The organism is Mesorhizobium sp. M6A.T.Ce.TU.002.03.1.1 (assembly GCF_003997275.1).
In the GTDB taxonomy this organism is placed as follows: Bacteria; Pseudomonadota; Alphaproteobacteria; order Rhizobiales; family Rhizobiaceae; genus Mesorhizobium; species Mesorhizobium mediterraneum.
This window is the reverse complement of record NZ_RZTI01000002.1, coordinates 12,125-29,789: the sequence shown is the minus strand read 5'-3', so window position 1 is coordinate 29,789 and position 17,665 is coordinate 12,125. Positions and strand designations below refer to the sequence as shown.

General features: G+C 62.2%; 16 protein-coding genes and 1 pseudogene. 7 read left to right on the top strand and 10 right to left on the bottom strand.

Features of this window, described 5'->3' with window-relative positions:
* Positions 1–6: 6 nt before the first annotated feature.
* Complete coding sequence (locus EOC93_RS01060) at positions 7–591, bottom strand: amino acid synthesis family protein (protein WP_127203622.1); 585 nt, start codon at positions 589–591, stop codon at positions 7–9.
* A complete protein-coding gene (locus EOC93_RS01055; RefSeq protein ID WP_095483764.1) occupies positions 588–1,172 on the bottom strand; it encodes an amino acid synthesis family protein in 585 nt (194 codons plus the stop codon). Before EOC93_RS01055 ends, EOC93_RS01060 begins: the two co-directional genes overlap by 4 nt.
* Before the next feature lie 255 nt (positions 1,173–1,427).
* Between EOC93_RS01055 and EOC93_RS01050 the strand changes: the two genes are divergently transcribed.
* The 7 genes and pseudogenes from EOC93_RS01050 to EOC93_RS35280 form a co-directional block, all read left to right on the top strand.
* Positions 1,428–2,432: a BMP family ABC transporter substrate-binding protein gene (locus EOC93_RS01050; RefSeq protein ID WP_095483763.1), complete on the top strand. Its 1,005-nt coding sequence runs from the start codon at positions 1,428–1,430 to the stop codon at positions 2,430–2,432.
* A 177-nt stretch (positions 2,433–2,609) separates the two neighbouring features.
* Positions 2,610–4,136, top strand: a complete 1,527-nt coding sequence (locus EOC93_RS01045) for an ABC transporter ATP-binding protein (protein WP_164759008.1) — start codon at positions 2,610–2,612, stop codon at positions 4,134–4,136.
* 16 nt (positions 4,137–4,152) lie between these two features.
* Entirely contained in the window at positions 4,153–5,193 is a 1,041-nt protein-coding gene (locus tag EOC93_RS01040) for an ABC transporter permease (RefSeq protein ID WP_127203620.1), read from the top strand.
* Positions 5,181–6,167: an ABC transporter permease gene (locus tag EOC93_RS01035; protein ID WP_095483760.1), complete on the top strand. Its 987-nt coding sequence runs from the start codon at positions 5,181–5,183 to the stop codon at positions 6,165–6,167. The genes EOC93_RS01040 and EOC93_RS01035 overlap by 13 nt, the downstream gene beginning before the upstream one ends.
* An 11-nt stretch (positions 6,168–6,178) precedes the next feature.
* Positions 6,179–7,192 (top strand): nucleoside hydrolase, encoded by a 1,014-nt coding sequence (locus EOC93_RS01030; protein WP_095484004.1) that lies wholly within the window; start codon positions 6,179–6,181, stop codon positions 7,190–7,192.
* Positions 7,193–7,203: 11 nt separating this feature from the next.
* Complete coding sequence (locus EOC93_RS01025; RefSeq protein ID WP_095484003.1) at positions 7,204–8,136, top strand: nucleoside hydrolase; 933 nt, start codon at positions 7,204–7,206, stop codon at positions 8,134–8,136.
* Positions 8,137–8,235: 99 nt separating this feature from the next.
* Positions 8,236–8,436 (top strand): annotated as a pseudogene (locus tag EOC93_RS35280) (AbrB/MazE/SpoVT family DNA-binding domain-containing protein); the annotation flags it as partial.
* A 99-nt stretch (positions 8,437–8,535) separates the two neighbouring features.
* On the opposite strand, the gene EOC93_RS01015 reads toward EOC93_RS35280, so the two are convergent.
* From EOC93_RS01015 to EOC93_RS00980, 8 genes are all read right to left on the bottom strand, one after another.
* A complete protein-coding gene (locus tag EOC93_RS01015) occupies positions 8,536–9,621 on the bottom strand; it encodes an ABC transporter ATP-binding protein (RefSeq protein ID WP_095483759.1) in 1,086 nt (361 codons plus the stop codon).
* A 12-nt stretch (positions 9,622–9,633) separates the two neighbouring features.
* Positions 9,634–10,422 (bottom strand): ABC transporter permease, encoded by a 789-nt coding sequence (locus EOC93_RS01010; RefSeq protein WP_127203619.1) that lies wholly within the window; start codon positions 10,420–10,422, stop codon positions 9,634–9,636.
* 3 nt (positions 10,423–10,425) lie between these two features.
* Entirely contained in the window at positions 10,426–11,304 is an 879-nt protein-coding gene (locus EOC93_RS01005; RefSeq protein ID WP_127203618.1) for an ABC transporter permease, read from the bottom strand.
* Positions 11,305–11,387: 83 nt separating this feature from the next.
* Positions 11,388–12,542: a PotD/PotF family extracellular solute-binding protein gene (locus tag EOC93_RS01000; RefSeq protein WP_127203617.1), complete on the bottom strand. Its 1,155-nt coding sequence runs from the start codon at positions 12,540–12,542 to the stop codon at positions 11,388–11,390.
* 243 nt (positions 12,543–12,785) lie between these two features.
* Complete coding sequence (locus EOC93_RS00995) at positions 12,786–13,466, bottom strand: GntR family transcriptional regulator (protein WP_127203616.1); 681 nt, start codon at positions 13,464–13,466, stop codon at positions 12,786–12,788.
* A gap of 78 nt (positions 13,467–13,544) precedes the next feature.
* Positions 13,545–15,182: a choline dehydrogenase gene (locus EOC93_RS00990; protein WP_126103489.1), complete on the bottom strand. Its 1,638-nt coding sequence runs from the start codon at positions 15,180–15,182 to the stop codon at positions 13,545–13,547.
* 53 nt (positions 15,183–15,235) lie between these two features.
* Entirely contained in the window at positions 15,236–16,735 is a 1,500-nt protein-coding gene (locus tag EOC93_RS00985) for an aldehyde dehydrogenase family protein (protein WP_127203615.1), read from the bottom strand.
* A 93-nt stretch (positions 16,736–16,828) separates the two neighbouring features.
* Positions 16,829–17,665 (bottom strand): dihydrodipicolinate synthase family protein (locus EOC93_RS00980; RefSeq protein WP_245461342.1); only part of this gene is annotated, 837 nt, incomplete at its 5' end.

The following is a 17,665-nucleotide window of genomic DNA, read 5'->3' as shown; positions in this document are numbered from 1 at the left end:
CGACGTTTAGCTGACGCCATCCTTGCCGACGATCTTGTCCTTGGTCAGCCCGCCAACGCGTGGATGGGGCCGGCCGCAATCGGTCACGGCGATGGCGATGACGATCTCGTCGGCGCGCGGTGCGTCAGGAACTCGGACCTCCATGCCATCGAAATGGCTGCGCACCCGCGCCGCATCCTTGTGGCCGAGCGGGATGTCCAGCGGCACGCCGAGGCCGCCACGCTTCTTCGACGAGGGAATGAGCGCCGCACCCTTGCCAAGCACATCGCGGAACGGGGCGCCGAGCTTGGGGTGAAGGATGGCGGCGGCGTGCTCGAGTTCGCCGTCGGCGCCGACGGCGGCTGCCTTGCCGAAGCTTTCGACTTTATTGCCGGGAAAGCCAAGTGCTGCGACCGCGCGCTTCGGCAAAATGTCGCCCAATTCCTCACCAATGTCGCTCAACGCTGACAGGTCTTCGACGTAAGTGCCTGCGTACGGGTTGCGGATCACGGCAATGGCCGCCGCGCGGCGGGTCGGCGGATCGACGGGACGGCCGCCCTCGATCAGGGTTTCCTCGATGATGGTGATGATCCGGCGGATTTCTACGCTCATCTCAATCCGTCCTCGCCTTTGATATCCGCGGCGGCAAGGCCGCCCACCCGCGCGTGAACGCGCGCGCCTGTCGTCATCGCCAGGATGACCGCCATCTCGTCTGCGCGCGGCGCGTCAGTGACGCCGACCTCGATCGCGTCGAAATGACTGCGCACGTAAGAAGCGTTTATGTGCGTGATCGGAATGTCGATCCGCGTTCCGGGGCCGCCGACCTTCTTGGTCGACGGCACGATTGCCCTAGCGTTTCCGAGCAGCTCGCGCATCGCGTAACCGCCTGGATTGTGCCAGAGCGCGCCGTGTTCGAGCTCGCCGGCAGCACCGACGATGGCGCCCTTGCCATAGCCTTCGATCGCCGAGACGCCCTCGCCGATGGCATCGATCAGGCGTCGCGCCATATCGAGACCGAGCGGCTTCAGATCGTCCATGAAGCCGGTGATTTCCTGGACATAGCGCCCGGCAAAGGGGTTGGCGATGACGGCGACGATCGCGCCGCGTTTGGGCGGACGTGCCGCAAGTGGGCCGCCCTCGTGGAATATCTCCTCGACCTGAACCAGAAATTTCCTGACCACCACAGCCGGCATTGTCCGCTCTCTTTCTTCCCGTCGTTCACACAAACTCGTTAGAGTATCAACAATTATCCCCAGCCGATATTTGTCAAGCTTCGACACGCAAGAAGCGAGAAATGGCACAACGAAACTGCCTCGCAGGACGATTGACAGCCTGCGGGGCCGCTCATAAACTCATATGACCATCAACGAAAATAGCCGCCGTCTCGGCGATAGCGCGGATGGTTAAGGCGTGGCTTCAAAAGCTGAAAAAAGCTGAAGGGGAATGACATGAAAAGGGCGCTCAAAAATCTATGTCTGGCCGGCACGATGCTTGCCGTGTCGTTCGGATCTGCCGCGGCACAGGACAAAGTGTCCGTGGCCGCCATCTCGGGATACTTTGCACAGGGCTTCGGTGTTTCCATCGTCAACGGCCTCAACAAGGCCAAGGACGAATTCGGCATCGACCTGAAGCTGGTCGACACCGGCAATCGCGCGCTCGACTACGAGGAGCAGTTCGAGAACCTTGCCAAGGCCAAGCAGTACGACCTGATCTTTGTGATGGGCTGGGAACTGGTGGACTCGCTGCAGAAGGTCAGCAAAGCCTATCCCGACCAGCGCTTCGTGTTCATCGACGGCGTACTCGACAATCCCAACATGATCTATGCCAATTTCGCGGAGGAGCAGGGATCCTTCGTCGCCGGCGCGCTCGCCGGCATGATCGAGGCCAAGGGCAGCGAATTCCCTAAGATCGGCGACGGCATGGCGATCGGCTTCGTCGGCGGCCGTGATATCCCCGTGATCCGCAACTTCCTCGGCGGCTACGAGCAAGGCGCGAAATATGCCGCGCCCGACGTGAAGGTGAACTCCGTCTTCGCCGGAACCTTCGATGACCCGGCCAAGGGCAGCGAGCTTGCCCAGGCGCTTTACGGCCAGGGCGCCGACATCGTCTACAACGTCGCCGGCCCGACGGGCGAAGGCGTGATGCAGGCAAGTGCTGCGGTCGACAAATACTCGATCGGCGTCGACATCGACATGTGCGGTACGGCCCCCGGAAATGTGCTCGCAAGCATGCTGAAGCGCGGCGACATCGCCGTCTACACGCTGATCAAGGACGAAGTCGAGGGCCGTAAGGTGGCCGCCGGCACCCGCACCTTCGACCTCGCTTCGGGCGGCGTCGAGGTCAAGGTCTGCGATGATATCGCCCCGACGATCCCGGCCGATGTGACGGCAAAGCTGGACGAGATCAAGAAGGCCATTCTCGATGGCAAGATCGAGATCGCCAAGGCGAAGTAAGACAACAACCGCGCATCCTCCCAGGAAAGCGCTACGCTGATCCGCTACGGCTTGCGGCGACGGATCAGCGTCCAATTTGCGAGAAGCAAGGTGTCGAACGCGTCGGGGTCTTCGACCCCCCACAATGCCGGCAACAATGCGGCCGGCGCCAATGTCGCTGGCCCCGATGTCGCTGGGATGGCTGTCGCGCTGACGGGCATCACCAAGCGTTTCGGCGCATTCATCGCCAATGACGGCATCGACCTTGCCGTGCGCCGGGGCGAAATCCACGCCATCATCGGCGAGAACGGCGCCGGCAAGACGACATTGATGAACATCCTGTTCGGTCTCCTGCAACCCGACGAGGGCTCGATCCGGCTGAACGACGAGGAGACGGTGGTCGCCGACCCCGCCGTCGCCATCAAGGCCGGTCTCGGCATGGTGCATCAGCATTTCAAGCTGGTTCCCTCGCTCTCGGTCGCCGACAATGTTTTTCTCGGCATGGAGATCCGCCGCCATGGGCTGATCGATCACGCCGCGCAGATTGCGCGCACGCGCGAACTGTCGGAGCGTTTCGGGCTGCGGGTCGATCCGACCGAGCGCGTCGGACTGCTCTCGGTCGGCATAGAGCAACGCATCGAGATCCTGAAGGTGCTGGTGCGCGGCGCGCGCACCATCATTCTCGACGAGCCGACCGCGGTGCTGACGCCGCAGGAGAGCCGTGAACTGTTCCAGACGCTGCGCAGCTTCGTGGCGGATGGCATGACGGTGATCTTCATCTCGCACCATTTGGAAGAGGTGATGGAGGTCTCGGACACCGTGACGGTGCTGCGCAACGGCAGGAGGGTGGCGACGCGCCCAACCGTTGAGCTCAGCAAGGACGAACTGGTGCGCATGATGGTCGGCCGCGAGGTCAGCTTCGATCGCCGTCCGCGCGAACCGCAGCACGGCGATGTGATCCTCGAAGTCGAGCAACTGTGGGCGCGCGACGACCGCCGGTTGCCGGCGCTGCGCGACGTTAACTTCAACATCCGCTCCGGCGAGGTGGTGGGAATCGCCGGCGTTGCCGGCAATGGCCAGACGGAACTGGCAGAGGTGCTTTCGGGCCTGCGGCCGGCAAGCCATGGCGTAGCCCGGCTGAAGGGCCGGAACCTCGCCACCTTCTCCCCCGCCGAAATCCGCGAGGCCGGCTTGGCGCATGTTCCCGGCGATCGGATGGTGCGCGGGGTCGACCGCAATGCATCGATTGCGGCAAACATGCTGATGGGACGCCAGCATCGTGCGCCATGGAGCCGCGGCGGCGTGCTCAACTGGAACGCCATCGGCCAAAACGCTTCCAAGTTGATCAAGGATTTCGATATTCGCGCGCAAGGATCGGGCGATGCCGTCAAGCGGCTTTCGGGCGGCAATATCCAGAAGGTCGTGCTGGCGCGCGAGTTCACCAACGGCGCCGACTTCCTGCTGATCGATCAGCCGACGCGCGGCGTCGACATCGGCGCGCAGGAAGCCATTCATGACGAGATCATGCGCCAGCGCGCTGCCGGCCGCGCAATCCTGCTGATTTCCGTGCAACTCGACGAACTTGCCGCCCTTGCCGATCGCATCCTGGTGATGTTCAACGGACGGATCATGGGCGAGGTCGCCGGCGACGATGCCGATGAAGACCGCATCGGCATGATGATGGCAGGCGTGGCCGTGCCGGAATTCGCCGCGGAGCCTGCATGATGCCGGAGTCTCCAAGATGAACGATCGTTTGCGTGCCGTGTCCGGTCAGATCATCGCCGTCGCCGTGGCGCTGCTCATGGGCGCGATCATCATCCTAATGGTCAGTGAAAGCCCGGTACGTGTCTTCATGACGCTGTTGCGCGGCGCCTTCGGTGATCAGGCAAAGATTGCCGGAACCTTGCTGCAGACGACACCGATCCTGATCTGCGGCGTCGCTGCTTGCGTCGGCCTGCGCGGCGGCATGTTCAACGTCGGCATCGAGGGCCAGCTTTTCCTCGGCGGCTTTGCTGCCGCCTGGGTCGGCTTCGCCTTTCCCCTGCCCGCGGGCATTCACATGCTGGCAGCGCTGGCACTCGCGATTGTGGCGGGTGCCGCGTGGGTTGCGATCCCGGCCTATTTCCGCGCCCGCTACAACACCAACGAAGTCGTCTCGACGATCCTGTCGAACTACGTTGCGGTGCTGCTGACCTCTTATTTCACGATCTTTCTGTTCAAGCGACCAGGTGGCTGGTCGGAGACGCCGCCGATCCTGCCGACGGCCTATCTGCCGGGGATCTTCGACTTTTCCCGGTTGAACGGGGGCCTGGTCATCGGTCTGGTGCTGGCGATCGGCGCGGCACTTGTCTTTCGCTACACCAGCTGGGGCTATGGCGTGACGATGGTCGGTTCGGCGCCGAAATTCGCCGAATATGGCGGCGTCAACGTGAAACGACAGGGCTTTTTGGTTCTGCTCCTTTCAGGGGCCGTTGGCGGACTGGCCGGTGGCGTCGAGACGCTCGGCGTCCATCACCGGTTCATGGAAGGCTTCGCTCCCGGTTTCGGCTTCGACGGGCTGATTGCTGCCCTGCTCGCCAATGGCTCGCCGGTCGCCACCATCTTCACCGCGCTGTTCTTCGGCGCGCTGCGCAACGGGTCGCTGCTGCTCGAGGTCGATACCGGCGCGTCGCGCGAGATCATCACCGTGATCCAGGCGCTGATCATCCTCAGCGTGTCGGCGCAGGTTCTGGTCAGGCGGCGCGGCGACAGCCAGGCAGGGGAGCGGCGATGGAAATTCTAGACAAGCTCGTCAATGTCGCGCTGATCGCAGCAACGCTTCGCACCACGGCTCCCATTCTTCTGGTCGCACTCGGCGGCTCATTCACCACCAAGGCCGGCATCTTCAACATCGGCCTCGAAGGCCAGATGCTGGCAGGCGCCTTCTTCGCCGTCCTCGGCTCGATCTGGACAGGTTCCGCGCTGCTGGGCGTCGCCTGCGGTGTTGCGGCGGCGCTCGCCTTTGCCCTGGTTTTTGCCGTTCTGGTGGTGAGCTTCCGAGCCAATGAAGTGGTCGTCGGGCTGGCGCTCAACATTCTCGCCGGCGGCATGACGATTTCGCTGATGAAGGCGATCTTCGGCACGCGAGGCTCCATCGTCGGCCAAGGCATCGTCGGCCTGCCGAAAGTCCAGCTGCCCGGCGCCCGCGACCTTCTCGGCTCATGGGCATCGCTGATCTCCGGCTTCACGCCGATGGTCTATGTCGCGTTCATCGCGGTGCCGCTGCTGGTCCTGTTCTATAACCGCACCCGGCTCGGGCTTTATATCCGCGTCGTGGGCGAGAAGCCCGAAGCCGCCGAGGCGCTCGGCATCTCGATCACGCGCGTCCGTTACACCGCGTCGCTGCTTTGCGGATTACTGGCGGGGCTGGCCGGCGCGCATCTGTCGCTCGGCTACATAACTATGTTTACGGAGAACATGTCATCGGGCCGTGGTTTCATGGCCGTGGCAATCCTGATCTTCTCCAACGGCGATCCGCTCAAGGTACTGGCCGGCTGCCTGCTGTTCGGCTTCGCCGATGCCTTCTCGCTGCGCCTGCAGACATTCGGCTATCCGTCCTATCTGGTCCTCACAGTTCCTTATGTCGTCGCGCTCACGGCGCTGTTCGCCCTCTCGTACCGGGCGCGCCCAAGGATCATCATGGAGACGCTGGCTTCAATGCAAAAACTGCTGTCGGTGGACAAGAATCCCGGGCCTGACGGCAAACATCCCTCATGAAGGAACTTTCCATGGAACGCATAATCCTCGACGTGGATTCTGCCGGCGACGATATTCTCGCCGTGCTGTTTGCCGCGGCGAACCCAAACCTCCGGCTCGAAGGCGTGACCACCGTGACGGGTGCGGCCGGCCCGATCGAGCAGGTCACCAATGTCGTCCTCAACACGCTCCGGCTTGCCGGGCGCGACGACATCCCGGTTCATGCCGGTGCATGGCGGCCGATCGTCGGCAACGCCAAGGCCGATATGGAAGCGCCGGTCCATTTCGAAAAGCGGCTCGTGGCGCGGTTCGGCGACCGCCTGAAGAAATTCAATCCACCGGCGCCGAAGCCGTCGCGCCAGGCAAATCCGGGACACGCTGTCGACTTCATCATCGAAACGGTGATGGCCAATCCCGGCGAGATCACGCTGGTGACGACCGGCCCGCTGACCAACGCGGCGATGGCGCTGCTGCAGGAACCCCGGCTGACGGAGGTGCTCAAGCGCCTGCTGGTGCTCGGCGGCAACTTCCAGACGCCCGGCAACATCACGCCGCTGTCGGAATACAACATCTGGGCCGACCCGGAGGCCTCGCGCATCGTGCTGAACGCCGATGTCGACAAGATCCTCGTACCGCTCGACATCTGCGAGGACAACCGCGTCGCCGCCTCGATGCTGACGCGCGACGACCTCGCGGACATGCAGGCCGGCGCCAAGGACAATCCCGTTCTCGAGATGATCGCCAACAGCTTTCCGATCTATATCGACATCTGGCGCGAATTCTTCGATCTGGTCGGCTTCCCGATGGACGACGTGATCACTGTGGCGCTGGCTTTCGATCCGGGCCTTGCCACGATGACCGAGCCGCTGTTCGTTGACGTCGTGCTGGACGGGCGTATAGCGCGCGGACAGACCGTCGCCTATCGCGGCAGGCAATTGCTGCCCGGCGGCGGACCGAAGACCACGCGCATCTGCACCGACCTCGACGGCCGGCGCTTCCTCAACATGTTCAAACAGACCGTCGCGCAGTACGAGCGGCCGGCGTGAGGAACGATACGATGACCACTGCAACTCCCATCCTGTTCGATTGCGATCCTGGTCACGACGACGCCATTGCGCTGGTCATGGCGCATCGCTCGCCGGCCATCAAACTGCTCGGCGTCACCACGACCTGCGGCAACGCCGAGGTCGAGAAGACGACGGCCAATACGCTGCGCATCCTCGAATTCATCGGCGCCGGCGACGTTCCGGTGGCGCAGGGCTGCCACCGTCCGCTGGCGCGGCCCTTGGTGCTTGGCACCGCCGACGGGCCAAGCGGCCTGGAAGGCTCCCCCTACCTGCCGCAGGCAACGATCAAGCCGGTCAAGCAGCACGCGGTCGATTTCCTCGCGGACACATTGCGCGCCTCGCCCGAGCCGATTCTGGTGGTCGCCACCGGCCCGCTGACCAATATCGGCCTGCTGATCCTGAAGCATCGCGACGTGCTGCCCAAAATTAGGGAATTGATCTGGATGGGCGGCGTGTTCTATCGCAGGAGCGAGATCATCACGCCGACCGAGTTCAATGCCTTCTGCGACCCGGAAGCGCTGAAGATCGTCCTGGACAGTAGTGTGCCGATCCTGATGGTCGGCCTCGATGTCACCATGCAGGTGCTGATCGAGGCGCCACAATATGCCGAGCTCGCAACCATCGACACGCCGCTCGGCCGGCTCGTCAACGACTGGCTGCTGTTCTACGAGAAGCTGCATCGCAACTCGATGGGCGTCGGTGGGGCGATGCACGATCCTCTGGTGCTGGCGCTGGCCATCGACCCGACGCTGGTGCGCACGCGTCCCGCCCATATCGGCGTCAATCTGTCGGGCAGCTACGCATTCGGTGCGACCGTTGCCGATTTCTGGGGCGAGCGTGGCGAACAGGACAATGCCCGCATCGCGCATGAAGTCGATGCAGACCGCTTCTTCAAATTGATGTTCGATCTGCTGCGGGATTAGACTGGGTCTTTCGGTCCTAGCCTCCTGCGGATATACATCTCGCCGGACGTACATCTATGGGAGAGCGTGATGCGGGTCTCGAAGTAGGGCGACAGTCTCGCCATCCGTCTTCCCGCCGTTGTCGTCGAGGCGCTCGAACTCAGGGAAGGCGATGAGATTGAAATCCATGTGACCGATGCCGGACGGCTTGGCGTCGCGCGCAAAGCTGCGCCCGAGGAATTGCTGAAACGGCTTCGCGCCTTCCGCGGTCGCCTTCCCGCCGACTTCAAGTTCGACCGGGACGAGGCGAATGCCCGGTAGAACGAGCCGCGGAATGTTTATCAGCCGGTCAGTTAGGTCTTAGCGGCACATATCCTGTGCAGGTTTGCTTTTCCCGAAGATCTGACCGACAGCCGGCAATCAGGCTTCCGGAAGCATGACGACGTTTTCGGAGTCCCAGAAAATTTCTGCCTTCTCACCTGGTTTCGGCAAGCTGGTGCGGGTGCTCCGCTGAACTTGAATCCGAACGCGAATGCCGTTAGCCAGGCAGATGGTATAGAACGATCTGCTGCCGATGAAGATGACATCCTCGACCTGCCCGGTCGCCGATTGCGTGGTGTCATTGTCTCTGGCGAAGCGGAAAGATTCCGGTCGGATTGAGACGATCACCTTGCCGCGCAATTCGCCGGCGGGAACGACAGAACTGTGAAAGCGGAGCCCCGATGCGGTGACGGCAGTCATGCCGGAAGCATCGTCGCTTGCCATCGTCGCCTCGAACAGATTGGTCTCGCCGAGGAACTTGGCGGCGAACAGCGACCTTGGCGCTGCGTACATGATTTCGGGCCGGTCGATCTGAACGATGCGGCCTTTCTCCATGAGAACGACACGGTCGGAGAGGATCATCGCCTCATCCTGATCGTGCGTGACGTAGACGAAGGTGGCGCCGGTCTCGGCGTGAATGCGCTTCATCTCGACCAGCATGTGCTGGCGGATCTTCAGATCGAGGGCGGCAAGCGGCTCATCGAGCAGCAGGACTTTCGGACCATTGACGAGCGCGCGGGCGAGCGCCACGCGCTGGCTCTGGCCGCCGCTCAACTCGTTGATATAGCGGTTGGCGAAGCTGTCGAGCTGAACGATATGCAGCATGCGCTGGACCCGCTCGCGGATTTCGGCCTTGGGCGTGCCCTTGACCTTCAGGCCGAAGGCGACGTTCTCGAAGACGTCGAGATGCGGAAAAAGTGCATAGCGCTGGAAGACCATGTTCACAGGCCGCCGCTCGGGCGGCTGGTCGGCACAATCCTTGCCATCGATCTTGACGGTGCCGGCGGTCGCTGCCTCGAAGCCGGCTATGAGCCGCATCAGGGTTGTCTTGCCGCAGCCGCTGGGGCCAAGCAAGGTTACGATCTCGCCCTGTTCAATGGACAGGTCTATGTCGCTCAGCGCCTGAAACGAGCCGAACATTTTTTGGGCAGCGGCTATCTCGATCACGGGCGGGCGGATTGTCATGCTTGTCGATCCTTATGAAACGGTGCGGCCTGCGACGGCAGACCTTCTGCGCAGATGGCCGATGAGCCAGGCAATGAAGAGGATGGCGACCGAGAACAGGAGAGCGAGCGTCGAGATGGCGTTGATGAGCGGGGTGACGGTGCGGCGCATCATCGACCAGATATACATGGGCAAGGTCGTCTCGGTGCCGGCGACGAAGGAGGTCACGACGAACTCGTCGAACGATACTGCAAACGCCAGGATGGCCGAGGCGATCAAGGTCGGTGCGATCAGTGGCAGCGTCACCCTGCCGAAAGTCTGGATCTGGCTGGCGCCGAGATCGCGCGAGGCTTCCTCCAGGGATGGATCGAACAGCGCGAGCCGGGCGCGCATCGCCACGATCAGGATCGGCAGGGCCAGCACCACGTGCGAGATGACGATAGTGACCGTCGAGAGCTGGACGCGTGCCTGGGCGAACAGCACCAGAAGCGAGACGCCGACGAAGAGGCCTGGAAGCGCGATCGGCGTCAGGCACAGCACCTCCAGCAAGGCGCGACCTCCCGGCCCCAGGCGAAGCCAGGCGAGCGAGGCAGCCGCACCGAGGACAAGCGTGATCAACGCGGTGAAGCTGGCGACGGCGAGGCTCTTGACCATTGCCGAGCCTAGCTGGGCGTTGCCAAGCACATCGGCGTACCAGCGCAGACTGAAGCCGGCAAAGGGAAAGGACAGCGACGGGCTCGCGTGGAACGAGAACAGAACGATAATCACCAGCGGCATCAGCAAGAACGCCAGGATCGACCAGACCACAATTCTGAGGACCACTGGCTACGCTCCCGCTTTCTTTGCAGGCCGGCGCTTCACGATCAGACCTGTTGCACGCCCAAGCCCCATCACGGCGAAGTAGATGGCGATCGACACCAGAAACATCAGGAAGGCCTGGGCGGCACCGAGGGGCCAGTTTCCGGTCTTGCGGAACTGATCGGCGATCAGCAGCCCCGTCGTCTGGCCCGACGAGCCGCCCAGCATCTGCGGCGTGACATAGTCGCCCGCGACCATGACGAAGGTCAGCATGAAGGCGCCGACCAGCCCGTTGGCGGCATTGGGCGCGATGACGCGGAAGAAGGCGCCAAGCGGCGAGGCGCCAAGGTCGCGCGCGGCGTCAACAAGGTCCTTCTTGATCTCGCTGAGCGACGACACCACCAGCAGGATGCAGAATGGCAGGTAGATGTGGATCAGCGTGATCGCGACCGCAAACCGGCTGAACAGGAATACCCCGACCGGCGTGTCGACGATGCCGGCCTGGAGCAGGATGGTGTTTAGGACGCCGCTGGTGCCAAGCAAGGTGCGCCAGGCATAGATGCGCACAAGATAGCTGGAGAACCAGGTGATCAGGATGAGATAGAGGATGACCTGCGAGCGGCTGACATAGACGAGGTAGTAGCCGACCGGGATCGCCAGTATCAGCGTGATCGACGCCGTGACCAGCCCGATCAGGATGGCGTTGATCGTCACCGTCCAGAATAGTGGCGACATCAGCGAATTCAGATAGTTCGAAAACACGAAGTCCGGCACGATCTTATACGAGGCCGCCGTCCAGAAACTGTAGACGAACAGGATCAGGCTCGGCACGACGAAAAACACGACCATGTACAGAACAGCGGGTCCCGCCAGCAGACTGCCCATGGTAGAGCGTGGTGCCTTCATGAACATTCTCACGGACAAAAATGCGCTATCGGCAATGACGCCGATAGCCAACTCTCAATTCAGCCGACTCAAACGCGGGAAGTCTACATTCCGGCTTTGAATTCCTGCCATGCCGCGACCCAGTCGTCATAGGTGGCATGGGTGTCGGATGCCCGCGGCGGAATGCCGGGCAGGCCGGCTGCGAACATCGTCTCAATGGCATCATAATCGATGCGGCTGCGCGACTTCTCATCGAGCAATGCGACCGCCTTTTTGGAAACCGGCGCCTGAACCACAGCCATGGCGACCTTGGCCTGCACGGCGGGATCGAGCGACTGGTTGATGAAGGCGTGAGCGGCCTCGATATTGTCCGCCGAAATCGGGATGAACCAAGCATCCACCCACAGGACCGGGCCTTCTTTCGGCATGGCCATCTCGATCTTCATGTTCTGCTGGTCGGTCTGCGTGATGATAGAGGGATCGGCGCAAAGTGCTGCAACGACCTCGCCGGAAACCATGAGATTGACGAGCTCGCCCTGGTTGAGGGCGATGACGCGGGCCTGAGCGCGGTATTTGGAGAATTCCGCGAAAGTCTTGCCAAGCTCGTCTTTGGTCAGCAGCGGATATTTCTCACCAAAGCCGGCAACGCGCGCGGCGACCGGCCAGGAGCTTACCGTGTCGTCCATGATGGCGATCTTGCCCTTGAGCGAAGGATTGAGCAGGTCGGCGTAGGATGTCGGCTTGGCCAGCTTGTCGGCATTGAACAGGATTGTGTTGAACCCCCAGATATAAGGCGATCCCCAATGTTGCCCGTCGGCGAACCATGTCGGCTGGTCGTAGAACTGGCCGAAGAGGTTGTCGGGATTGTAGTTCGGCACTTTCGACATATCGATCGGATTTACGATCTTCATTTCCCGGACGTAGAGATCGGCATAGGCCTGATTGTATTCGGCCAAATCGATGGGCGGCGGATTGCCGGCCACGAATTTTGCCTGCACGTCATCCTGGTTGGCGATCGACGTGGCCTCGACCGTCACGCCGTTTGCCTTGCGCCAGTCCGAAAGCTCGTTGGTCAGGTCATAGCCTTCCCAGGCCATGACCTGGAGTTCGCCGCCCGCAGCGGCCTGTGCAGGCAGCGTGGACAGCCTCAACAGGAATGCCCCGCCTCCCAAACCGGCCATTCCGGTGAGTACGGCTCTCCTGCTGATCGCTGACGTGAACAAGCCCGAATTGACCTCGTCTCCTGCTTTGCGTGTCATTGCGAATTCCCCTTTTTTGGTGGCAATTTACGACAATCTTGCTTTACAGGATATTGGATACAATAATCTTGAGAGTCAAACGAATTCGCCCTACCACCGCTCGGCTTTGATTGTCTTGCGAAGATTTTGCGGAGGCGTCACGGCTATCCAGATCGGCTGCGCTCGCGTCAGCCGATTTTGAACGACAGGCAGATGTGCGCCCGGATTCGACGAAACGAAAAGGCCGATACGGCTGAAGCAGGATCAGCCGGCGGCTTCGCCTCGCTTCAGTTGGCTGACGATTTCTTCGGCCGCGTCGGCGACATGCTTCTTGAGCAGTCTCGATGTCTCGGCGGCGTCACGCAGGCGATAGGCTTCAAAAATGTCACGATGCTCCTGCAGCGCTTTGGTCTGCGCCTTCAACGGCTCGATCTGCAGGCGCAGATAGCGATCCGCCGAACTGTAGAGCGTTTGTAGCACCGCCATCGAACGCGGTCGCATCGACGGCTCGAGCAGCGCCGTATGAAAGGCCCAGTTGAGACGGCTGAGCTCCTTCGGATCGCCCCTGGCGATAGCAGCCTCATAGTCACGAAGCGCTCGCTCGACATTGGCGATGTCCTGATTGGACAGGCGCGCTATGGCCTTTTTGACGAGGAAGGGTTCCAGCAGAAGCCGCGCATCGAACAGGTCGATCGCATCGTCAGCCGATAGATCGGAGACGACTGCGCCGCGATGCGTCCTGATGACGACAAGACCTTCGGCTTCCAGTTGCAGAAGCGCCTCGCGCACCGGAATCCGGCTGACGCCCAACTCGGCCGCTATCGCCTCTTGGCGAATCTGGTGGCCGCCAGGATAGTCGCCACCGATAATTTTGGCGGCTATATATTCGGCCACCATCGCGGTTACGGTCTGGCGCTGCAACAGAGGCTTGGGCGGTGTCGGCATGGCAGGCGCTTTCAGAATCGTTCTACTTGTCGCAGGATCGTATCCAATATTTCATTGAGGTCCAATGTCGGCGTTGCATCAACGCTGATCCGCATAATCAACCGTCTCTGGCGGCAGCGGCGCGCGCCCACGCACGCGGTCGACAAGCTTTTCCGCAATCATCATGGTCGGGCAGTGCAAATTGCCGCTGGTGATGCGCGGCATGACCGACGCATCGATGACACGCAACCCCTCGGTCTCGTGCACCTTGCCGTCGGCGTCGACGACCGACATGTCGTCGACGCCCATACGGCAGGTCGAGCACGGGTGGTACTGCGTGCCGAGGTTTTCCTTTAGCCAGGCAAGCACTTCGGCATCGGGCATCGTCCTGAGCCCTGGCGTCAGGGCTTGCCCGCGCATGCCGTCCCAGGCGCGTTGCTGGATGATCTCGTCGGTGTGACGCACGCCGTCGATCAGATCCCGCTGGTCCTGCGGATGCGCGAGGTAGTTGGAAATGATCGACGGATGCATCCGCGGGTCAGCCGATTTCAGTGTAACAGCGCCTCGGCTCTCCGGCCGCATCAGACAGGTCTGGTATTGGAACCCCTCCTCGATGTTGACCTTGCCGTGCATGAGTTCGCCCAGCATCGGCAGAAACTCATGCTGGATGTTGGCATAGTCGGCAGCCGCACTGCTCCTGAAGAACGTGCCGACCTCCCAAAGATTTGTCACGCCGAGCCCGGAGCGCATGAACAGCCATTGCGCGCCGATCAGGCCCATCTTGAACATGTTCAGGTCCATGGCGGGCGAGACGCCGCGACGCGATGCCCTGTAACGCACCGAAACGGCAACATGGTCGACCAACCCCTTGCCGACACCGGGCACGTCCGCGACCGACTTGATACCCAGACTGCCCAGTTCGTCTGGGCGACCGACGCCCGACAGCAGCAAAAGCTGCGGCGAATTGAAGGCGCCGCCGCACAGCACCACCTCGCGCCCTGCCTCAACTGTGTGGGTCGCACCATCAGCCTCGTAGGTAACGCCGACCGCGCGCTTGCCGTCGAAATTGACCCGGTGCACCAGCGCATTCAGCTTCAGCTCGACATTGCCCTTGCGGATTGCCGGCCTGAGATAGGCCCTGCCGCCGCTCGCCCGCACACCCCTGTCGATATTCGCCTGGTAGATATGGACGCCTTCCTGGCGATAGGCATTGTAGTCGGGATTGAGTGGATGACCGGCCTGTTGACCAGCCTCGAGAAACGCCTTGAAGACCGGCAGATTGCCTTTGAGCGTCGTGATCGCGATGGGGCCATCGCCGCCTCGATAGGCATTGGCGCCGTTGTCATAGGTCTCCAGCCTTTTGAAATAGGGCAGGCAATGGGCATACGACCAATCCGGCAGACCGTCCTGCGCCCACCCGTCGAAGTCGCGCGGATTGCCGCGGACGTAGACCATGCCGTTGAGCGACCCGGACCCGCCCAGCATCTTGCCCCTGACATGCGTGATCATGCGCTCGCCGAGCGCGGCCTCCGGTCCCGTCTCGAAACTCCAGGTCCGGCGCTGGTCGGTCAGCGGGTAGGACATCGCCGCCGGCATGCGCACGTAGATGGAATTGTCGCTCGGCCCGGCCTCCAGCACCAGGACCCGAACGCTCTTGTCCTCACCCAGCCTGGCGGCGACGATCGAACCGGCGGCACCTGCCCCGACGACGATATAGTCATACGCCTTGGAAGCCATGTCGATTTACCTTCACTTGCATCTGACCGGATGTTTCGGGCCAGGCTGAGTTCCTATGTCGCCCACCAGATGCTTTTGGTACGGGAATACTGGTCGAGCGAATGAATGCCTTTGTCCTTGCCGCCGAAGCCGGACGTCTTGAAGCCGCCGAACGGAGTCGTGAAGTCGCCCTCGCAGAAGGCGTTGATCGCCACGAATCCCACGTCGAGCGTGGCCGATGCCTCGCGAACTGCGTCTGGATTCTCGCCGAAGACATAAGCACTCAGGCCGTATTGCGTGTCATTGGCGCTGCGGATCGCGCCATCGAGATCGTCGTAGAACCTGACGGACAGAACCGGGCCGAAAATTTCCTCTCTCCAGGCATCGGCACTTTCGGCGACATTGAAGAACACGACCGGCTCGACCAGGCGCGGCGATGTGCCGGTAATTTCTGCTGCCGACATGCTGAGATCATTGTTGTGCCGCTTCTCGGTATCGATGGCGCGATTGACCTTGGCCGCATGGGCGTCGCTGACCAGCGGCCCGATGCGCGTGGCCGGATCGAACGGATCGCCGATCGGCCATTCCTTCATCTTGGCGGCGAGCATGTCGCGAAGATCGCCTTCCAGCGTGCGCGGCGCGAGAACCCTCGATATGGATGAACAGAGCTGGCCGGAATTCATCAGGAAGCCGGTCGAAAGGCCATCGGCGAAACGGTCGAGCGATTTGACATCAGGCAGGATGATGGCAGGATTCTTGCCGCCGCATTCCAGCGAAATTTCCTTCAAATTCGAATCGGCCGAATAATGCAGGAAGCGCCGCCCTGTGGCGGTCGAACCGGTGAAATTGATCGCCGAAACGTCGCCATGCAGGCCCAGCGCCTTTCCGGCAACCGCGCCGGTGCCGGGCACGACATTGATGACGCCAGCCGGGAAACCCGCTTCGACCGCGAGTTCCGCCAGCCGCAGCGTGGTGAGCGGCGTATCGTCGGCCGGCTTGCAGACCACCGCGTTGCCGGCGGCCAGCGCCGGGCCGATCTTCAGCGCCAGCGTGGTCAGCGGATAGTTCCAGGGCAGGACGATGCCGACCACGCCTTGCGGCTCGCGCACGATCTGGCTGAGCACGCCATTGCGACGGGCGGGGCTGAGATCGTAGGCGGTTTCGGTCAGGCTGGCATACCAGCGCAGCACGCCGACCGTCGTCGGCACATCGTCATTGTAGGAATGCAGGATCGGCTTACCGACGTCGAGGCTTTCGAGAAGCGCCAATTCGAGCCGATTCTTTTCGACGGCGTCCGCCAGCGCACGGATCAACGCCGCACGTCCTTCGTGCCCCATCGTGCCCCAGTCCGCCTTGAGCGCCGTACGGGCAGCCTGCACGGCGAGATCTACCTGCCTCTCGCTGGCAAAGGCGACTTCGCTGATCGTCTCCCCGTCGAAGGGAGACATGATGTTTCTGACTTCGGAGCCGCCGTCGCGGGAAAACCCATCGCCAATCCAGGACGTGTCCAGCCGCCGCGCTGTATCGCGCGTCTGCCTCAGGTCGGACACGCCGAACATTGGAACTTTATCCATACAATCCATCCCTGACACATCCATCGGCTGCGGCTTTCGAAGCGCAACCGACGACGCGGAGCTTTGCGCGCCGACCCAGACGTCCGCGTGTGATCAGGCGGCCCGGCGTGATTGCGCCTGCTTAAGCTGCTCGATCGTCGCCTTGATCGTGGCAACGACGCGCTCGCGCTCCTCGCCGGCCAGTGGCAGTCGCGGCGCCCGGGTCCATTCGGGCGCGCCGTAGACGAGGTGCTCGGCCATCTTGATGTACTGAACCAGCTTCACATGCGTATCGAGATGGAAGGACGGCGTCATGATGCGATAGAGATCGCGTGCCCCGGCAAAATTCCCGGATGCGCACAGGTTGAAAATCTCGACGCATTCCTTCGGCCAGGCATTGGTCATGCCCGAAACCCAGCCCGTCGCGCCGAGCGACATGCTTTCGACGATCTGGTCGTCGACGCCGCAGAAGATATCGAAGCGGCTGCCCAGTTCGATGAACATGTCGGTGACCCGGCGCACGTCACCGGTCTCTTCCTTGACCGCCACGATCGTTGGGCATTCGGCCAGCACCTTGAGGATGGCGGGCGTGACGTCGACGCCATAGGCGATCGGGTTGTTGTAGATCATGATCGGCAGGTCGCTGGCGCCGGCGATCGCCTTGTACCATTCGGCCGTTTCGCGCGGGTCGGTCTTGTAGCCGAGGCTCGGAAACACCATCAGGCCTTCGGCACCGTAATCCTGGAACTTGCGAGCGCCCGCGGCCGCGCCGGCGGTCGAAATCTCGGCAAGGCCGGAGAGAAGCGGAACGCGGCTGGCAACGGCTTCCTTTGCTGCCCGGATGACGGCTTCCTTCTCCTGCGGCAGCAGCGAGGCGTTCTCGCCCAGCATCGGCAACACGATGATGCCGGAAACGCCATTGTCGATGAGGCGGTTGATGCTTGCCTGTGT

What these genes read in the sequence shown, in the direction of transcription:
- EOC93_RS00985 (WP_127203615.1), bottom strand. Translation starts at nt 16,735, where the DNA reads ATGGATAAAGTTCCAATGTTCGGCGTGTCCGACCTGAGGCAGACGCGC.
- EOC93_RS01015 (WP_095483759.1), bottom strand. Translation starts at nt 9,621, where the DNA reads ATGACAATCCGCCCGCCCGTGATCGAGATAGCCGCTGCCCAAAAAATG.
- EOC93_RS01005 (WP_127203618.1), bottom strand. Translation starts at nt 11,304, where the DNA reads ATGAAGGCACCACGCTCTACCATGGGCAGTCTGCTGGCGGGACCCGCT.
- EOC93_RS01045 (WP_164759008.1), top strand. Translation starts at nt 2,610, where the DNA reads ATGGCTGTCGCGCTGACGGGCATCACCAAGCGTTTCGGCGCATTCATC.
- EOC93_RS01050 (WP_095483763.1), top strand. Translation starts at nt 1,428, where the DNA reads ATGAAAAGGGCGCTCAAAAATCTATGTCTGGCCGGCACGATGCTTGCC.
- EOC93_RS00990 (WP_126103489.1), bottom strand. Translation starts at nt 15,182, where the DNA reads ATGGCTTCCAAGGCGTATGACTATATCGTCGTCGGGGCAGGTGCCGCC.
- EOC93_RS00995 (WP_127203616.1), bottom strand. Translation starts at nt 13,466, where the DNA reads ATGCCGACACCGCCCAAGCCTCTGTTGCAGCGCCAGACCGTAACCGCG.
- EOC93_RS01000 (WP_127203617.1), bottom strand. Translation starts at nt 12,542, where the DNA reads ATGACACGCAAAGCAGGAGACGAGGTCAATTCGGGCTTGTTCACGTCA.
- EOC93_RS01025 (WP_095484003.1), top strand. Translation starts at nt 7,204, where the DNA reads ATGACCACTGCAACTCCCATCCTGTTCGATTGCGATCCTGGTCACGAC.
- EOC93_RS01030 (WP_095484004.1), top strand. Translation starts at nt 6,179, where the DNA reads ATGGAACGCATAATCCTCGACGTGGATTCTGCCGGCGACGATATTCTC.
- EOC93_RS01055 (WP_095483764.1), bottom strand. Translation starts at nt 1,172, where the DNA reads ATGCCGGCTGTGGTGGTCAGGAAATTTCTGGTTCAGGTCGAGGAGATA.
- EOC93_RS01060 (WP_127203622.1), bottom strand. Translation starts at nt 591, where the DNA reads ATGAGCGTAGAAATCCGCCGGATCATCACCATCATCGAGGAAACCCTG.
- EOC93_RS01040 (WP_127203620.1), top strand. Translation starts at nt 4,153, where the DNA reads ATGAACGATCGTTTGCGTGCCGTGTCCGGTCAGATCATCGCCGTCGCC.
- EOC93_RS01035 (WP_095483760.1), top strand. Translation starts at nt 5,181, where the DNA reads ATGGAAATTCTAGACAAGCTCGTCAATGTCGCGCTGATCGCAGCAACG.